We start from the raw sequence: 17,219 nt of genomic DNA on the forward strand, positions 1-17,219 counted from the left end.
GGACAGAAAACGAAGGCTGGAGTCTAACACACGCAGGCAACGACACCGACAGAGCAGCAGGTGCCCTACCGGGGCTGATCTCGTATACTAGGCCTTTTTACGGACGCACCCCATGCAGCATCTAGCCACAGAACAGTTTGAGTCCTGGCTTGGCAACGCCGAGGTGATAGAGAAAGACGGACACGGCGTAAAAGTGCTGCGGTTGGCAGACGGAAGCTTTCTGAAGCTTTTCCGCTATAAGCGACTCTTCAGCAAGAATCGACTAATCTCCCCCGCTAAACGCTTCAGTCGAAATGCAACGCTGTTGCATCAGCTGAATATACCCTGCCCCCGGATCATTTCGACATATCGCCTATCCAATCCGGAGCGATCAGTCGTGCACTACACGCCGCTCGAGGGAGAAACCATTCGCCATCTGCTGCGTCAGCCAGACACCTCTACTGGCAACCTGCTCAGAGCAACCGGCGCTTTTATCGCAGAACTACACAACGCCGGCGTGTACTTCCGGTCACTGCATCCCGGCAACATTATCTACACGCCAGAGCGTCGCTTTGGCCTGATTGATATTGCCGACCTGAGCTGCCAAAAATCCCCGCTGTCCAATTGGCAGCGCCGCCGCAACCTGAGGCATCTGCTGCGCTATAACGAGGACTGGCAGACCCTTTCCCAGGATAACTTGCGCCAGCTTGCCGCGGGTTACGAAAAAGGCATGAAAAAGCCACTCATGCTGACCGAGATGGCTCGTTTCAGGCTGCTGAGTCCTGCCCAGAATTAACCAAGGGGTGCTGTTTGACCTGGTTAGGCGTAAGCATAGGCATAGAGAACAACAGACCGGAATACCCCAGACCCCATACAAGCATATTGACATCAACTGCTGCGTATAGAAAATACGGCGCTGCATGGCACAACGCCGAGCAAACCACCGCAAACGGCCAGAACCAGGATGTTCGTAGATGCCACCGACCCTTGTTGTTGAACTCAGTTTCAAAGGGCAGTCAGTCGTTTTCTCCAGCGACGTATTCCAGATTCAACTCGATCTGAGCGGACCGGAAGCTGCAGAACCCCTGAGTGCGTGCAGTGCCCTCTGGCTATCCCTCCCCTTTGCGATGAAACTGGGGCGTGACCTGCATATTAAAGGAACGATAGACCCCATCGCGCTAGACAACGCGCAACGCATCTCTCGTATCTGGCCGATCTGGCACCCTGGCTTTTTTCACCCTATCGACATCACCGCAGACCGGGTCGAGACGCCTGCCGTACCGGCAATGCGGCAGGGCACCCTAATGCTGTTTTCAGGCGGTCTCGACTCAAGCCACGCCCTATGTCACGAGTTTCTGTCCAAGGGCCTGAAAGTCGATGCGCTCACCATCCACGGCATGGACTACAGGCGCTGGGATACGGCGCGTTTTGAGGCATTGATGACAAAAACAGCCCCGTTACGTGCACAAGCCATTAACCGGCATTACTTCATCGCGTCCAACGCTGCTCAGCAAATGCAACATCACGGCATCCCGGCATCCGTTGGCCACGGATTCCACCTGTTTGGCTGCCTGTTTCTGTTCGAACGCCACTACCAGCATGGAGCGATCGCTGCCGATTCGCCCGTACCAATCGACTATGTAATGCCCTGGGGTACCAATGCCTACATCAACAGCCACTATCAAAGCCAGGCATTCCATATCCGAACGCTGTGCAACGATATTGATCGACCGGCCAAAACACGCCTACTGGCGGCTGAGCCGTTAGCTCTGAACAGCCTGACCTTCTGCAAACGCTATGAGTTTCGTCCTGAGAACTGCGGTCGATGCGAGAAGTGCCTGCGCACCAAGGCCGGGTTTGATTTTGAGCTGGGCTTCATCCCACCCATTTATCTGGACAACAGCTACGACTTCCAGGACATTCTCGGCCTGAACATGCGTAGCCAGGAGAGTCGCCTACCCATCCTGGATCTGATGATGAGTGCGCACCGCAATGGACGAATGGCTGAGTATCTGGAACTGGCTCAGGCGCTGCGCAAATACGACACGATTCTGAGCCCTCCAGCCAGAGGCAAGTGGAAGAAACGTTTCAACCGCTTGAGAAAGCAGGCCCGTCACTATCTTGCAGCCGTGCGAATAAACCGTCTACGAAAACGCCGGCAGATACCGATGCAAGGGGAGCAAGACAGGACTGTCCACTGACTCACAAGCCAGAGCCCACCCACAAGACAGATATCGCTATGCTGTCTACAGTACGCCAAAAGCTGCAAATCAGCTTCACGCATCTGAAAAAGGGGCCTGGCCGTGGAGACACTTCGAGTTGAAACACATATTTCTGGAAACGATGTGCATATTCGCAGCGATGCCTTTGACATGCACCTGGAACTCAATCGCTCAACTCCCGTCTCGCCAACCTCAGTTTCAACCTCACTGTGGCTAGCGCTACCGATCGCGATGCGCCTGGGCAGAGACTTGCACCTGTGCGGCCGCATTGACACCACAGCGCTGGCCAACGCTCAGAGCCTGGCCAACACCTGGGCGAACTGGGAGCCCGGCTTTTTTCATCCCATGCATATCTCAGCAGACGACGTCTCCAGCACTCCTTCCAGGCAAGACCGCAAAGAAACGCTGATGCTCTACTCGGGCGGCATGGACTCAAGCCACGCCCTGTGCCGCGAGTTCATCGCGCAGGGGCGACGTACGGATGCCCTGACCATCCAGGGTATGGACTATAAAGCCGACGACGACGAGCGTTTCAATGCTCTGTTGAGCAAGACAGCGCCCTTGAGGCAGGAGGTAATCGATCAACACTTTCTGATCCGCTCGAACGTAGCCCAGCAGATGAAACAGCACGGTATCGACGCCGATATCGGCCATGGTTTTCATCTTTTTGGCTGTCTTTTCCTGTTCGAGGATGAATATCGGCATGGGGCAATTGCCGCAGACTCACCGGTTGACCAAGATTACATACTGGCACCGTGGGGCACGAGCGCTCATACCAACAACCGCTTTCGCAATGAGCAATTCAGCATACTGACCCTGTGCAACGATGTTGACCGACCAGCAAAGGCTCGCCTGCTGAACGACTATCCGAACGCGCTGCAAAGCCTGAGCTTCTGCAAGCATTATGAGGTACGGCCCGACAATTGCGGACGCTGCTCAAAATGCATCCGTACCAAAGCCAACTTCGAGCTGGAACTCGGCAGCATACCTGACATATTCATTGATCCGAGCTACAGCTTCAGCGATGTACTGGCGCTTGATCTGGCCAACAAGGAGAACCGGATTCCCGCTACCAATCTGATGATGTCTGCCTACCGCAATGGCCGAATGAACGAGTACCGGATTCTGGCAGAGAAAATTGCCCAACATGCTCCGCATCTGCAACCAAGGAAAGAGTCCGCACTGTCCAGGCGATTGCGCCGCTGGAAAAAGTCTATCGCCAAGCGCCTACCCGGAGGCCGCTGACAGCATTGCATCAAGTTCATCCGGTGATAGCCGCGGAATGACGCTGGCGGGAAGTCGCTTACTCGGCGACAGGTTGAATACCTCAAACACCCCGGGCTTGAGCACCCGTTGCGCCATCAAACGGAAACTGGGCAGGATGTAATGGCTGTAGTCCGCATCCAGCGTCGAAGGTAACGCTTGCTCTCCCTGCTCATAAAAACGGCCGCCACCGGGATCAAGATCCACGCCAACCATAAATACGCGTTTGAACCCAAGGTGAAATGCAATCTGCAAGCCGGCATAAGGTATGGTTCGCGCACCGAAATACCCTTTCGCCAAATTCCGACTGAAGCCGATGCGATTGGTCTTGCGCTTGAATAATGAAAAGCCGCATTCGATATCAGGGTCGTTGCGCACAGACCACGAGTAACGCCGATCTGAAACCACAGGCCTGCGCCCCACGCGATTGGCACGCTCCAGCACAATAATACGTGCACTAACCAGGCACCCCGGGTAAATGATCTCCAGCTCACCCAGACAATCAAGGCTCATGGCTGCAAATTCGGCAGTCTGAAGCCCACGCAGAGCAAGCTCTGGCCGATCACGAACAAAACTGGGGTCATCGCAGATATACAGAAATGGCGTGTGGTCGATACGATCAAGCAAGGCTACGGAGCCATTCATCATGACCCAATCCACCTGACTATATCGCTCAAGCGGAAACGCATCGACAGAGGGCCCCGATGCAATCAATATCAAATCCCCACCAAAGCGCCCGCGCAAAAGATGGACATCCTGCACTTGAGCAAGTTGCCTTGAGCCACCCATTAACATGCCGGTAGCAGGGTCATAAGTCGGCATCAGGCGCACATCGAAACCCATCCGGTCCTCTCAATCTCTTTAGAGCAACACGTCCAGCACATCAGCTCAGGACCAGAGAAACCGAGTCGAGTTCAGGCCCAAACATCAGGGTACGCCGTGCGCAGTGACAGTCGTCACAGTTTCCGCAACTTCCTGAAACATTTGCTCGGCCGCATCGCGCGCTTTAGCCAGAAAATGGTCGATATTCTGCAATTCCCTGTCGGAAAAAGCGAGCTGTCGACGCTGTGCAATGGCATCGGCATAGCTGGAAAATACACGATGACGCATGCCCAGCTGATCAAGCAGACCCTCAATCTTGTGAGAGTTGGACGGCACCGCAAAAAAGGGAGTCCGCGTTACCAGACACAGCGTTACCATGTGAAAACGCCCGGTTACGACGCCCTCTGCCGCCGCTAGACGGTCAAATAATTTCTCGCGCCGGATACAGGCGTGACGCCAGCGAAAACGCCCCATCGCCTTGCTACCGGCCAACGCATCAACAGGGACACAAAGAGCGGTAAGCCGGTGCCGAAGTTGCTTCCAACGTTGACGAATACCGGTAATGAAATAGGCTCGATGATGGACAGCCATCCGTATCGGCGTATAAGTCCTGATACTCAGGTAGCTAGCGTCCGCCGCCAGTGCAAGCGCCTCAACCGCCTCACGCTGACGCTCGGCAAGCACACTGCCATTCACGAGCAGGCCCGCACGGGTGCTGCCTGACGTTAACGCGGGGACTGTCAGGGTCAAGTCAGGAACGACGGTAGCCTGATGACGATAGGCACGGACTTCCTGTGCGCTCAACTCGTCACGCAGGTAGCAACCTGCCAGTCCGGTCAAAAAAGTCGTAAGGGATGGATTGTTTTGCCACAGCGCATTAATCAGAAAACAGGGCAAACCTGCAGCCGAAAAATGCTCTGATGCCAGCATCAACTGCTTTGCTGCCGGTGCATCATCGTGCAACGTTCCCTCACCGTTGATCAAACATAAGTCAGCGCGCCGAGCTGCTGCCAGCAGCCCCGCGTCCGCTGACCAATTATTACGCAGCGGTGACGACCAGATGATGCGAATTCCAACAGACGCAGCGAGACGATGAATCTGCTCAATGACGATTTGGCAGCCGTGGTGGTCGTCATAGGACGTATCGTTGAGCAAAATAGCATCGAACACAAGAGACCCCACTCACTGAATAAACTATACAGCTCACCCGTTGCTGTTCAAATAATGGGGCTGCTGCATTGGACTGGCCCCTGTGAATCCTGAAACGAAAGCTACTATGAAAATAGCTACTTCAGGCAGCCCCGCCCCGTTCCCAAAGGCGAACACCAACTCAAGGCGCTCCAAGGACGAACATGGCTCCAGGTATCAACCCCACAGCAGAATTGATCAAGACTCTGCCCTGTTCAGCCCCCGTTTGCCACAGTGGTCTGCATGGCCAGCATAATTTCGATACTCCTGCACGGCATTTGGCCGATCGAGCAAAACCCACTGCGTGCTGGTTGATTATATTAAAGAGTGTCTAAGGCAGACTTAAAATTTTGCCGTAGCTTAAACCCGAGCCAACTTGCACCATCAATGGAAAGGTGGTCATCATCACGGTATAGCAAGACACCATCTTGTCGGATTCGACAATCTTCGCTATCGCAGAACATCTCACCAGGATCAACCTGAAGAACTTCAGGAAACTGCTGAAGTAACGAGTCTAACGCCGGACGATATTCACTACTTCGCGCCCTTGTTATTTCGTTATCAAAGGAACAACTCTCCCGCGGGATACGGCTTACAAACTGATTCGGCGTCCAGGAAATACATTCCCGAGCATTGAACGGCAACTCAGGGACAGCGTGCAGGAAAACAATGCGTTTACCAGACGCAGTCAACCGCTCCAATGTTGAATTCAGGGCTGCAAGGAAGGTGTTCATGCGCTGACTGCCGTCATTCGGACCGGGCTCGCCTATAAAAATGGTTTCATCGGAAACATGATCAGCCGGATCATCAATATCACGACCGGTCATGTAGGCCATCCATCGGCCAGCGACAAACACAGTACGAATGTCATCGTTATGAATTACGTGATCGACAATCGGATCCATGCTGTCATTGCAAGGCACGACGACTCCGCCGTTCAAGAACTTGAGGCCAACCAGGGGCGGACACCCTCCTTTGGTAAGCTGCATCAGATTTGTTTCGCTGTCTTTGAACGCAGTTTCCAGAACCCAGTAATAGTGATTTGCATGACTATCGCCGATAATAACTGCATTGGCAGGCTGGTCCGGGCGCATGAGTTGGCACCCTAGCGAAATTGACTCAAGACCTGCCGGCTTGCAATCAGCCCCCGAGCGCAGATGAGGAGGCCACTCGAGGGCTTGAGCCTCCGCCTTGGCCTGGGCGTCCTTGATCCTGAAGTTCAGCCCGTCACGCGAGTAAATGTTATGTGAGCCCAGAGCAACAATAAGCCCAAAGCAGATCAGCCCCACGAGCGGAGCCCGACGCTGGGTTTGCCGGAACGGAGTTTCGATGAAAGCATAGCTTAGCCATGACAACACGAATGCGAAGAGCAAGGCACCAACAAGATACTCTGCGCTAACTGTTTCACCATGCAGGATCCGCGCAAAGGTCAGTAAAGGCCAATGCCAGAGATATAGAGGAAAACTGATAAGGCCTATAAAAACCAGTAATCGATTCGATAACAGACGCTTGTTGATAAAGGCATCCGGACCTGCCGCAATTAGCAACGTTGCCCCGATAGTTGGCATTAAGGCCCACCAACCAGGAAAGAGACTGGTTTTGCTGATCAGCATGACAGAGGCTACCAATATGCCCAGCCCCAGAACACTGACTACATTTCTTGCCCTTTCCCCGCGTACTCCGAGCGAATGACCCTGCAGGTTCAACCATGCCAGTGCAGCTCCAACCAGCAACTCCCATGCCCGCGCAGGCAGCAGAAAATAAGCAGAATCCGGCGCAGAGTACGTCAAAAAAATATTAAGTCCGAACGACAGCAGTACCAGAAAACCTATTACCTTGATCAGACTCAGGCCCATGCGCCACGCAACCAGCACTATGAGCGGCCAAAAAATATAAAATTGCTCCTCAACACCCAGAGACCACAAATGCAACAACGGCTTAAGTTCAGCAGCATTGTCGAAATAGCCGGTCTCCAACCAGAGAACAATATTGGCAACAAACCCTAGCCCGGCCATTGCATGCTTACCCAGCTCAGCATACTCCACGGGAAGCAGAACGGACCACCCAACGATCAAAACAATCACAATCATAAAAACAAGGGGTGGCAAAATACGCTTGGCCCTGCGTATATAAAACTCTGAGAAGCTAAAACTACCTTTTCTCAGTGATTTAAAAATAATGGTCGAAATAAGATAGCCAGAGATAACAAAAAAGATATCAACGCCAACAAAACCACCGGGCATCAACGCTGGAAAAGCGTGGAACAGTACAACGGGTAAGATAGCAAGAGCTCGGAGACCATCAATGTCTGGACGATAGCTGATGATGTGGGTAGCGTGATTCATGAAGACCTGTCAATGGTTATTTTTTTCAGCAGCCATGGTGCAGCTATTCCAAGATATAGATCACCCGACCATATACGGGGCAAGGGGCCAATGAGTCGCCTCAAGCGGCAACACCAGCTTCTAACTTCCCAGTCCCAAAAGTACGCGATTAATTGAAAAGCTCCGTTCTTTATTAGATACGAACCCTGACTCAGGGCAGGTCATATCCAAGCAACTTGTAATCGCGGCGATATACGTCCCTGATGATTGCTTTGGCATCTTCGCTGCACTGCTCTGCAGCACTGAGTCCATTGCCACCGGAACTGTTGCGGCGCTCCAATTCGACATCCACGCCAAACTGGCGGCAGATATGAGCAAAATCCTGATGGATACTCTCCTGCCGCCCAATAAAATCCATTTCCAAGCGACCGAGGGCATTGGTCAGAAACAGGTGCTGAGGCGCAAAATGCATCTGTCGCAACACATTCTCCGAGCAAAGCCATCCGTTAATAAAGTCATCAAAACTGGCGTAATCATTGACCAGTTCACGGGCCGGGTCATCGCGTCGAACACCCCGATCCTCACGCAAGTACCTGTAAGCAGAAAAGGCGCGCTCGAGTGGATCTCGCACAAAGGCGAACTTGTATGCATCCCGATAAAAATCAGGGAAAACGCGCTCGTACCAGTTGAGCGGCAAGTGTCCAGGGCGCTCGTTGCCGAATAACGCCCCGCAAATACTTGTGCCAGCACATTTGGGTACATGAATGAAAATGCATCGATGCCTGGCAAAGGAGTCAAGCAACTTGGAACTGCCGCCAAGTACCTTGTTAACGGCTTGGCGATCAACAACCGACATTCTTTCAAGCAGAAAATTACGCTGCCTCTTCGGCAACGCCTTCCATAGATGGCGAACAATCCAGCTCATTCAGGCGGCCCCTCATCCAGTACAGCCGACAAAGAACGTCGTATCCACGGCAATTGCCAGAAAGCCCGACGGACAGCCCCATCGCTAAAACAGTCTCGCAATCTGTCGTGCATGCTGTCGACAAGCGCCTGGCTCGGCGTTTCATGCGCGCTCAACAATCGAGCCAGCCCTTCAGCGTCGCGATAACGAAACAATGTACCAACGCCCTCCACCACCTCTCGAGCACCACCACAATCCGTACAGATGATGGGGACCCCGGCAGCCATAGCTTCCAGCAGCACCATGCCAAAAGGTTCTCGGCGCGTCGCCAGCACAAACAGGTCAAAGGCTTTGAAATACCGCCACGCATTGGCCCGATAACCCAGTAAGCGAACGCGCTCGGCGATATCCAGCTCCTTGGCCAGGGAGCGCGCTTGCTCCATCATCTCGCCATCGCCAACAAACACCAGCTGCGCCTTATCTGGCAGGCCCGGGAGTGCCAGTGCAAAAGCCCTGATAAGGGTAAGCGGGTCCTTCTTTGGATGGACTCGCCCGACAGAGCCTACAATCCAGGCATCAGAGTCCAGTCCAAGCTCGGCGCGTGCAACCTCTCGCTCAAGCTGGCCGGATACATATTTTTCAACATCGATTCGATTGTATAGGGTCTCGACCTGATCATGCGGCCAGCTCGAAAGATGCCTGCGCATGTCATCGCGTATCGCTCTGGAGACACCAAGAAGAAGAACTCGACGCCTAAACGAGCGAACAAAGAGGCGACGCATCGGTTTCGAATAAACCCCAAAAGCATGAGAAATCCCGATGACCGGCAGCCCGGACGACAGCAGTGCGACGTAAAGCGACTTGTAGCGATGCGCCACACAAAGTTCATACGGACGCGCCGCAATAATCCGCCGGACGGCAGCAATTGCCTTGAGTTTCAAACCAGAAAGGTCAGCACTTCCGAGCTGCAGAAAGTGCACTTCATCACAATCGGTGCCCGCTACCACTTTCTCGCTGGCTTCACCTGTGAGGTACACCGTTGCTACCTTGAATCTGGTGCCCTTGAACAGCGCAGCGTACTGTCGCGCACAATCCATAAAAGGACTCGCATATCCGTGACAAATCTGGATAACCCAGCATTCCTGTTTCACCAGCATCTACCTTCTGCTTAGACCATCAGGACGCAAGTGCAGCCCCAATTCCGACAAGTAGCGTTGAACATCGCGGTTCTCGGCAATCATCTCCTGCGCCTTCTCCGGCAGTTCCTGCAGCCAGCGCATATCCAGCCTGATTTCGGAGCGTTTCGACTGCTCGAGGTACTCCTTTTTCAAGGTTCCCCTGTGCTCAACCTCGCCAAAAGCCAATTGGGATACCGCATAATCCAGTCCCAGCTGCGGCATCAAACGCTGCAAGGCCTGCTCCGTGTCCGCTGCCAAATCACGATAGGTCACGACATTTGCCGATTGACCGGTACGCGCTAAAAACGACGTAATCTCCTGGTTTGCCTGCAGCCACTTGTAGAGATAGATCTCGTGCTCTGATCCGGTGAATGCCTTAAGCAGATATCGGGGGTTGGCGCGGACAAGGCGGCGGCGCTGGCTGCGCTTTGCGTCGGCGCTGTCATAGGTTTTTTCCCAACGGCGCACCAGTGCACGCGGATCGCGAATCAGATGTACAAACCGGGCATCGATTTCGGCATGACCAACGAACTTGCTGGCCCAATCAGCCTTTTTGGAATTGTCCACCAGACAGCAAACATCCGGCTGCTCAGCCTGAATAGTCTTCAGTATCTGCGGATGCCACTGCTGCTGGGGCAAAGAGTCCAGACCGGCAAACCACGGGTTGACGGCAAAGTCGTTGACCACGCTGTGGCGATCATCGGGCCGATCCTGATACTTGCGGTAGTTATGCAGCTCGCCGATTGAACGACACTGCGGGTGCGCCCCCAGCAACTGGGTCAACAGGTGGGAGCCCGCATAATTAGTGGACAGAATGAAGACCACCTTACAGGGTCTGTTCATAATTCCTTGCCCCTCAAGCTCCGATAGAAAATATCCAAACAACCTAAAATCATAACTATCCGCATCGATGTACCCTGATGGCATCAGCTATATGCTGTCGACAAAGCCGCTGCAGATAACCGACAAGATGCGAGAGTCTAACACGTCAGTTTCTCGCGCAGCCGGCGCCTGACCTGGATAGTACCAGCGCAGTCCGGCAAGTCGGATCAAAATGACCAGACAAGGGGCACCAGGCCAATAACTACAACGGCACTGATCAAGGCCATAGGCAAACCTACACGCAGGTAATCCGCAAACCGGTAACGCCCCGGACCGTAAACCATAAGATTGGTCTGGTACCCGAGAGGCGTAATAAAACTGGCGGAGGCGGCGAACATGACGGCGACCACCAGCGGCAAACTCGATACTCCTATCTGTTCCGCCAGCGCCAGAGCGATCGGGAACATCAGTACCGCGGCAGCATTATTTGTGATCAGCTCGGTAAAAAACACGGTCATCAAATACAGCAAGGCAACCGCCAGCCAAGGCGACATCTGGGGACTGATCATCAATAATCCGGCCAGATAAGAAGCAGCACCGGAGACCGTCATTGCCGTTCCCAGCGCGAAAGAGGCGGCGATCACAACCAGCACAGGCAAGTCCACATACCGGCGTGCCTTGCTGGCAGTAATGCATCCGGTAACAAGCATGGCGCCGCAAGCCATCAGAGACGCCTCCAAGATACTGAGCAACCCCGAGGCGCTAAGCGCAATCATGCCGAGCAGAATGCCAAGAGCAGCAGGTGCCCGAGTAAAGTCCGGGGGCGTTGAGTCGTTCAGGGCACTGACCAGCAGAAAGTCCCGGCGAAACCGGTACTGCTCGACAAACTGGTTACTGGCTTCAAGCAGGAGGGTGTCGCCGGTACGCAGACGGATATCGCCCAATTTCCCCGGGATACGCTTACCCTGGCGCGAAACCGAGAGCACAACGGCGTTGAAACGGGTACGAAACTGCGACTCCCGTACCGACTTCCCCAGCGCAGGAAACTCGGCACCAAGTACCACCTCAACCAGACAACGCTGGTGATTGGCCACATCCATCTTATGCACACCACCGCTTGCCGGACGCAGCCCCTGAACACGGCGAAGCTCGCTGGCGCATTCTGGCGCGCCTATAAAATGCAGTCGATCGTCCGCCTGCAGGGTGCGCTCAGGATCAACTACCGTGATCAGTCTGCCCTGCCGCTCAATCTCGGCAAGATAGCCAAAACTGAGGTGACGCAACCCGGCCTGAGCAATACTTTTGCCCACCAGCGGACCGTCAGCCATCACCTCCACTTCCACGCCATACTCACGCACCTGCTCAAGCTGCTCCTGAACACCGCCCCGATCCGGCAGCAGGCGATGACCGAACAGAACAAGATAGGCTACCCCCAAACACAAAAGAGGTACGCCAACCCAGGCCAGGTCGAACAACCCCAGATGCTGCCCCGTCTGCGCCTGCAACAATCCATCAACCACAAGGTTTGTGCTGGTGCCGATTAAGGTACAGGTCCCACCCAGAATACTTGCGTAGCTGAGTGGCAAGAGCAGCTTGGAGGGCGGCAGGCGCAATCGCCGCGCCCAGTCCTGAACCACCGGAATGAACATGGCAACAACCGCCGTGTTATTCATGAAGGCGCTCAACACGCCAACAGGAGCAAGCATACGCAGCTGGGTCAAGCGAAGCGATTTGGGCTGCCCCAGCAGACGAGAGGCGACCCACTGCAACGCACCGGTCTCCTTGAGCCCGCCTGCCACCACATAAAGTGTGGCTATCGTCATGACACCCGTATTGGCGAAGCCACCGAGAGTTTGCTGCGGCGTTAGAATGCCGCTGACAAGCAACACCGTTGCCGCAGCCATCAGAACGACATCAGCGGCGATACTGGTAACAATCAGCGCCAGCAGCACAACCGCAACAATCACCAGCACAACAACAGCCTGCAGTTCCACACCTATCTCCGTTGTTAGTGGTGACAAACGCTTGGACTCAACCCCACTGCGCTCTCATTGCGTCGATAAAACTACCGAGCTGTTCGCGCGGCAATTTGTTGATGCCGGCAGCAGCTTTGCGTCCGCCGCCAGTGGGAAATTGACGAGCGAGCTCGTCAGCGCCAGTGCGATTGTTCAGCGGTGCCCGTATGCTCACCAGGTAATGTTCTGGCCCCGCTTCAGTTACCACCGCGCAGGCCTTTTCAGGATTGCGGTTGGCGAGCTCATTGCCCAGCACACCACTGACTCTCCGGGCCCAAGGCTCGTCAGGCAACGCAGTTACCAGCGCGGTATCGCACCGATGCACTGGCTTGCATGCCAGCCCCTTCTCCATGTCCTCTGCATAGCCCTTGCTGAGTCTTTGCCAGGCTGGAGCATTGTCCTCGAGCAGCTGAAGCGGATCGGAGTAGACGGCAAACGCCCGGTACAGATCAGCCGGATGAAAGTGCAGGTCTTCGACGCTGGCGCCGTAACCGTTGTAGTTAATGCAGATGCCCAGTTGTCGCAAACCCTCCGTCTCGACTTGGCCAAGCTCTGCGGCGAACGCCAGCTCTTCTGCCACTGCATTGAGGTTATCGCCAAAGGCCGCAGCAATGGCCCACGCCCGATAGCGCCCGCCCAGATGGCGATCTATCAGCAAGCTGGTGCAGACAGTCGGGGCAGTATCAATCAAGGTAGTCAGGTTCGGGTGTTCCGGCAGCACATCCCCCGCAAAATGGTGATCGCAGTAGAACACGTTGCTCCCGGAAGCCAGCTGGGCATCCAAAGCCGCACGGTTGGTGTCCATACTGACATCAAGCACAACTACATCCACCGGAGAACCAACTGGTACTTGCTCAAGCAGCGCAATGTCACGCTTGACCCCGGTAATCAGTTTTGCGTCCAGAGGGTACGCATGCCGAAGCTGAATCAGGGCGCAGATGCCATCGGCGTCACCGTTGAATACATCGTAGTGTCGCATCTCAGCTTTCCTTCAACACATGGCGCTCGCGGAGGTAATCGATAATCTTGTTTACCGATGCATCTACGGACATGACTGACGTATCGATGACAACCTCAGGGTTCAGCGGCACCTCATAATCGGAGTCGATGCCGGTGAAGTTACGAATTTCCCCAGCCCTGGCCTTGCGATAAAGCCCCTTGGGATCACGCTGTTCGCAGGTAGTCAGCGGCGTCGCAACGTGCACCTCAATAAACTCGTTGGGTTGCACAAGATCCCGAACCATCCGGCGCTCAGCACGAAATGGGGAGATAAATGCCGCCAGTACAAGCAATCCCGAGTCGACAAAAAGCGCGGATAGCTCGCCAATTCGGCGAATATTCTCGACCCGATCCTCGTTACTAAACCCCAGGTCTTTGTTGAGGCCATGGCGGACGTTGTCACCATCGAGCAGATACGTATGGTGATTAAGCTCAAAGAGTTTTTGCTCCAACGCGTTGGCCAATGTGGACTTGCCCGAACCACTAAGCCCGGTAAACCACAAAATGCAGGGCTGCTGGCGTTTCTGCTCGGAGCGGGCGCTTTTGGTCACCCTGGATTGGTGCCAGACAATATGTTCAGTCATCGCTATTTCCTGAAGAGTGCAAAAAGCCCCGAAACCATTACTTTGGTGCACAAGACCTGTCTCGGAGCTGCACTTTGCTGCATGAGAGTCGCATGCTCCGCGTGATTACATCCGAGAGTTTGAAAAAACGTGTTCACATCAAATAACCACCCTCAGGCATGAGTTGCATGGCGGAACATATCAACATCCATACGTCTCCCAACCGCGCTCGCTGACTTGCCAGGAACTTTGCGAGGCAATGTCTACGGGACCAAGGAGCTCATCAGCAGCCTTGCCTTGCCACTGGTTTTTTTTCCATGCCAGAAAATGCAGATAAGGCAATTCCTGGTTGCCGAGCGCGCTGTTGAACAAGTGGCCGTCGCGCAGGAACCAGGTCTCCGGAGCCACTCGCTGCCCGTCAGGAAGGACGCTGAATGTGCTGTGCGCCTCGACAAACTCACTTCGTTGCGCCCACGGGTTGAACCTTGCCGCGAAGCGACGCAAGAATTCAGGCCAATTTTTGTGGCGAACAAACAGCCGACTGAACGCTCCCTCGTCCAGCGCTTGATGAACGGGATCCGAAAACCGCTCCTGCCATCTGGGGATCAACTTGAATGCCTCGCGCATCCGAGCCGTATTGCGGATCAAACACAAATGTCCTGACACGCGTCTTGCGTGGGTAGAAAAAAGATCCTTGTCGGCAAGTCTGGCAGCAGTGAAATACGCCCTCAGATCGCCATAAACCACGTCAATATCCCCAAAGGCCCAAAAGTCATATCCCTCAAGGTGCTCGGCATGGATAAAGCCAAGAGCCGGCTTTATATCGCATAGCTTGTATGGATTCGGCGGAGCAAAAACAATACCCAGCTTCTCAGAAACGTGCGAACAATAATCCTGGTAGGAGATCTCCACAAACTCGGTATTATCCGGCGCATTGGGCGGAACACCGCAATCTGTGAAGAACAACCAACCGACATCGGGGTTACGGGCACAACTGGCAAGGAAAAAATCCATCCAGAACGGCCATGCCCCGAAATACGGGATGACAAATCGAATGCTGGGCAATGCACCAGTGCGCAAATATGTCATTCAGATCACCCTAAAAAAGCAAATTGCGCATTCGATACGCACCAGCTAACTAACCTCATTTTTTGATCACCAGAATGTCTTCCATAATCAAAAACTGCAGATCCGACCCGAAGAACATGTTCAACGCATCGGTCGGCGAGCAGACCATCGGCTCACCACGGCGGTTCAGCGAAGTATTGAGCACCACACCGTTGCCGGTCATGGCTTCCAGTTCCTTCATCAGATCGTAGTAACGCGGGTTATATTCGCGCTTGAGTACCTGGGCACGCGCGGTACCGTCCTCGTGCACAACCTCTGGGACACGCTCGGCCCAGCCTTCCTTGACGTCGAAGGTGAACGTCATGAAGGGCGACGGGTGATCAACGCTGAGCATCTGCGGGGCAACGGTATCCAGCATTGAGGGGCAGAACGGGCGCCAGCGCTCGCGGAACTTGATCTGCTCGTTGATGCGATCGGCTACGCCTGCAACACTCGGGCAACCGATAATCGAACGACCGCCCAGCGCCCGCGGCCCAAACTCCATGCGACCCTGGAACCAGGCGACCGGGTTACCTTCAACCAGCACCTTGGCGATTTCCTGCGGTACATCGTCGATCTTTTGCCATTGGGGCTTGTCAGGATGACGGGCGCAGGCAGCAATGATGTCTTCGTTACTGTATGAGGGACCCAGGTAGACGTGCTCCATCTTCTCGACCGGCACGCCGTTCTTGACCGAGATAAAGGCAGCGGCCCCCACTGCGGTGCCGGCGTCACCGGAGGCGGGCTGAACGAACAGTTCCTTGACGTCCGGCCGCGCGATAATGCGCTGGTTCAGCTTGACGTTCAGTGCACAGCCACCGGCAAAGGCAAGTCGGCCGGTTTCCTTCAGAATGTCGCCGAGATAGTAGTCAATCATCTCCAGCGCCAATTTTTCGAACAGCGCCTGCATCGCGGCAGCGTAATGAATATAGGGGTCGTCGGCGATGTCGCCTTCACGCTTGGGCCCAAGCCATTCGATCAGCTTGGGCGAGAAGTAGTAGCCCTTGCCCTTTTCCTTATAACGGCGGAAGCCGATCACGTTGGCGTAATCGGTGTTGATGATCAGCTCGCCATTTTCGAACTTGGCCAGACGGGAGAAGTCGTACTTGGCGGCGTCACCGTAGGGCGCCATACCCATGACCTTGAACTCGCCGTCGAGCATTTCGAAGCCGAGGTATTCGGTAATTGCACCGTACAGACCGCCCAGCGAATCCGGATCGTAAAATTCCTTGATCTTGTGGATCTTGCCGTTTTCACCCCAGCCAAAGAAAGTGGTGGCGTACTCACCCTTGCCGTCAATGCCGAGAATCGCGGTCTTTTCGCTAAAGCCAGAACAGTGATAGGCACTGGATGCATGCGCCAGGTGATGCTCCACCGGCTCCAGACGCACCTTTTTGGCCTCAAAGCCCAGCTGTTCGAGGCACCAGAGAATCTTTTTGCGATAGCGTTTGAAGCGGCGGTTACCGGTCAGCAGCGCGTCCAGTGATCGATCAGGGGCATACCAGTAACGCTTGGCGTAGTGCCAGCGCGCCTTGCTGCTAAACAGGCTGATGGGCGCAAACGGAATGCAGACGACGTCAACATCGGCAGGCGTGATGCCGGCCTGTTCAAGACAGAACTTCGCCGACTCGTAGGGCATCCGGTTCTTGGCATGCTTGTCACGCACAAATCGCTCTTCTTCGACGGCTGCGATCAGTTTACCGTCAATATAAAGGGCCGCAGAAGGGTCATGGCTCAGGGCTCCGGAAAGGCCCAATACGGTAAATCCCACGGTCGTCCTCACTTGTCTGAAATCATCTGAATAAGCAGCGCAGACGATCGCAACCCCGCTTT

14 protein-coding genes are annotated in these 17,219 nt (G+C 54.6%); 3 read left to right on the top strand and 11 right to left on the bottom strand.

Annotated features, from left to right (window positions below):
- Positions 1–112: 112 nt before the first annotated feature.
- The 3 genes from O5O48_RS00770 (at position 113) to O5O48_RS00780 (ending at position 3,446) form a co-directional block, all read left to right on the top strand.
- Complete coding sequence (locus O5O48_RS00770) at positions 113–775, top strand: lipopolysaccharide kinase InaA family protein (RefSeq protein ID WP_269687856.1); 663 nt, start codon at positions 113–115, stop codon at positions 773–775.
- A gap of 178 nt (positions 776–953) precedes the next feature.
- A complete protein-coding gene (locus O5O48_RS00775; protein ID WP_269687857.1) occupies positions 954–2,180 on the top strand; it encodes a hypothetical protein in 1,227 nt (408 codons plus the stop codon).
- A 102-nt stretch (positions 2,181–2,282) separates the two neighbouring features.
- Complete coding sequence (locus O5O48_RS00780) at positions 2,283–3,446, top strand: hypothetical protein (RefSeq protein WP_269687858.1); 1,164 nt, start codon at positions 2,283–2,285, stop codon at positions 3,444–3,446.
- Here O5O48_RS00780 and O5O48_RS00785 read toward each other — a convergent pair.
- From O5O48_RS00785 to O5O48_RS00835, 11 genes are all read right to left on the bottom strand, one after another.
- Complete coding sequence (locus O5O48_RS00785; RefSeq protein ID WP_269687859.1) at positions 3,429–4,307, bottom strand: hypothetical protein; 879 nt, start codon at positions 4,305–4,307, stop codon at positions 3,429–3,431. The genes O5O48_RS00780 and O5O48_RS00785 overlap by 18 nt on opposite strands.
- Positions 4,308–4,391: 84 nt before the next feature.
- Positions 4,392–5,456, bottom strand: coding sequence for a polysaccharide pyruvyl transferase family protein (locus tag O5O48_RS00790; RefSeq protein ID WP_269687860.1), 1,065 nt, complete (start codon positions 5,454–5,456; stop codon positions 4,392–4,394).
- A gap of 338 nt (positions 5,457–5,794) precedes the next feature.
- The gene (locus tag O5O48_RS00795) at positions 5,795–7,819 is read right to left on the bottom strand and encodes an acyltransferase family protein (protein ID WP_269687861.1); all 2,025 of its coding nucleotides are present in this window, start codon (positions 7,817–7,819) and stop codon (positions 5,795–5,797) included.
- Between the two features lie 190 nt (positions 7,820–8,009).
- The gene (locus O5O48_RS00800) at positions 8,010–8,723 is read right to left on the bottom strand and encodes a sulfotransferase family protein (RefSeq protein WP_269687862.1); all 714 of its coding nucleotides are present in this window, start codon (positions 8,721–8,723) and stop codon (positions 8,010–8,012) included.
- Positions 8,720–9,859: a glycosyltransferase gene (locus O5O48_RS00805; RefSeq protein WP_269687863.1), complete on the bottom strand. Its 1,140-nt coding sequence runs from the start codon at positions 9,857–9,859 to the stop codon at positions 8,720–8,722. The genes O5O48_RS00800 and O5O48_RS00805 overlap by 4 nt, the downstream gene beginning before the upstream one ends.
- Positions 9,860–10,663: a sulfotransferase gene (locus O5O48_RS00810; RefSeq protein ID WP_269687864.1), complete on the bottom strand. Its 804-nt coding sequence runs from the start codon at positions 10,661–10,663 to the stop codon at positions 9,860–9,862.
- 266 nt (positions 10,664–10,929) lie between these two features.
- Positions 10,930–12,696, bottom strand: coding sequence for an SLC13 family permease (locus tag O5O48_RS00815; RefSeq protein WP_269687865.1), 1,767 nt, complete (start codon positions 12,694–12,696; stop codon positions 10,930–10,932).
- Between the two features lie 37 nt (positions 12,697–12,733).
- A complete protein-coding gene (locus O5O48_RS00820; protein ID WP_269687866.1) occupies positions 12,734–13,696 on the bottom strand; it encodes a DHH family phosphoesterase in 963 nt (320 codons plus the stop codon).
- Between the two features lies 1 nt (position 13,697).
- Positions 13,698–14,300 carry an adenylyl-sulfate kinase gene (gene cysC, locus O5O48_RS00825; protein WP_269687867.1) on the bottom strand — a complete coding sequence of 201 codons (603 nt, stop codon included), beginning with the start codon at positions 14,298–14,300 and terminating at the stop codon, positions 13,698–13,700.
- 180 nt (positions 14,301–14,480) lie between these two features.
- Positions 14,481–15,368 carry a DUF6625 family protein gene (locus O5O48_RS00830; protein WP_269687868.1) on the bottom strand — a complete coding sequence of 296 codons (888 nt, stop codon included), beginning with the start codon at positions 15,366–15,368 and terminating at the stop codon, positions 14,481–14,483.
- Between the two features lie 55 nt (positions 15,369–15,423).
- Positions 15,424–17,157 (bottom strand): carbamoyltransferase family protein, encoded by a 1,734-nt coding sequence (locus O5O48_RS00835; protein WP_269687869.1) that lies wholly within the window; start codon positions 17,155–17,157, stop codon positions 15,424–15,426.
- Positions 17,158–17,219: the final 62 nt, after the last annotated feature.

The sequence above is a fragment of the Halopseudomonas sp. MFKK-1 genome (genome assembly GCF_027474385.1).
GTDB lineage: Bacteria > Pseudomonadota > Gammaproteobacteria > Pseudomonadales > Pseudomonadaceae > Halopseudomonas > Halopseudomonas aestusnigri.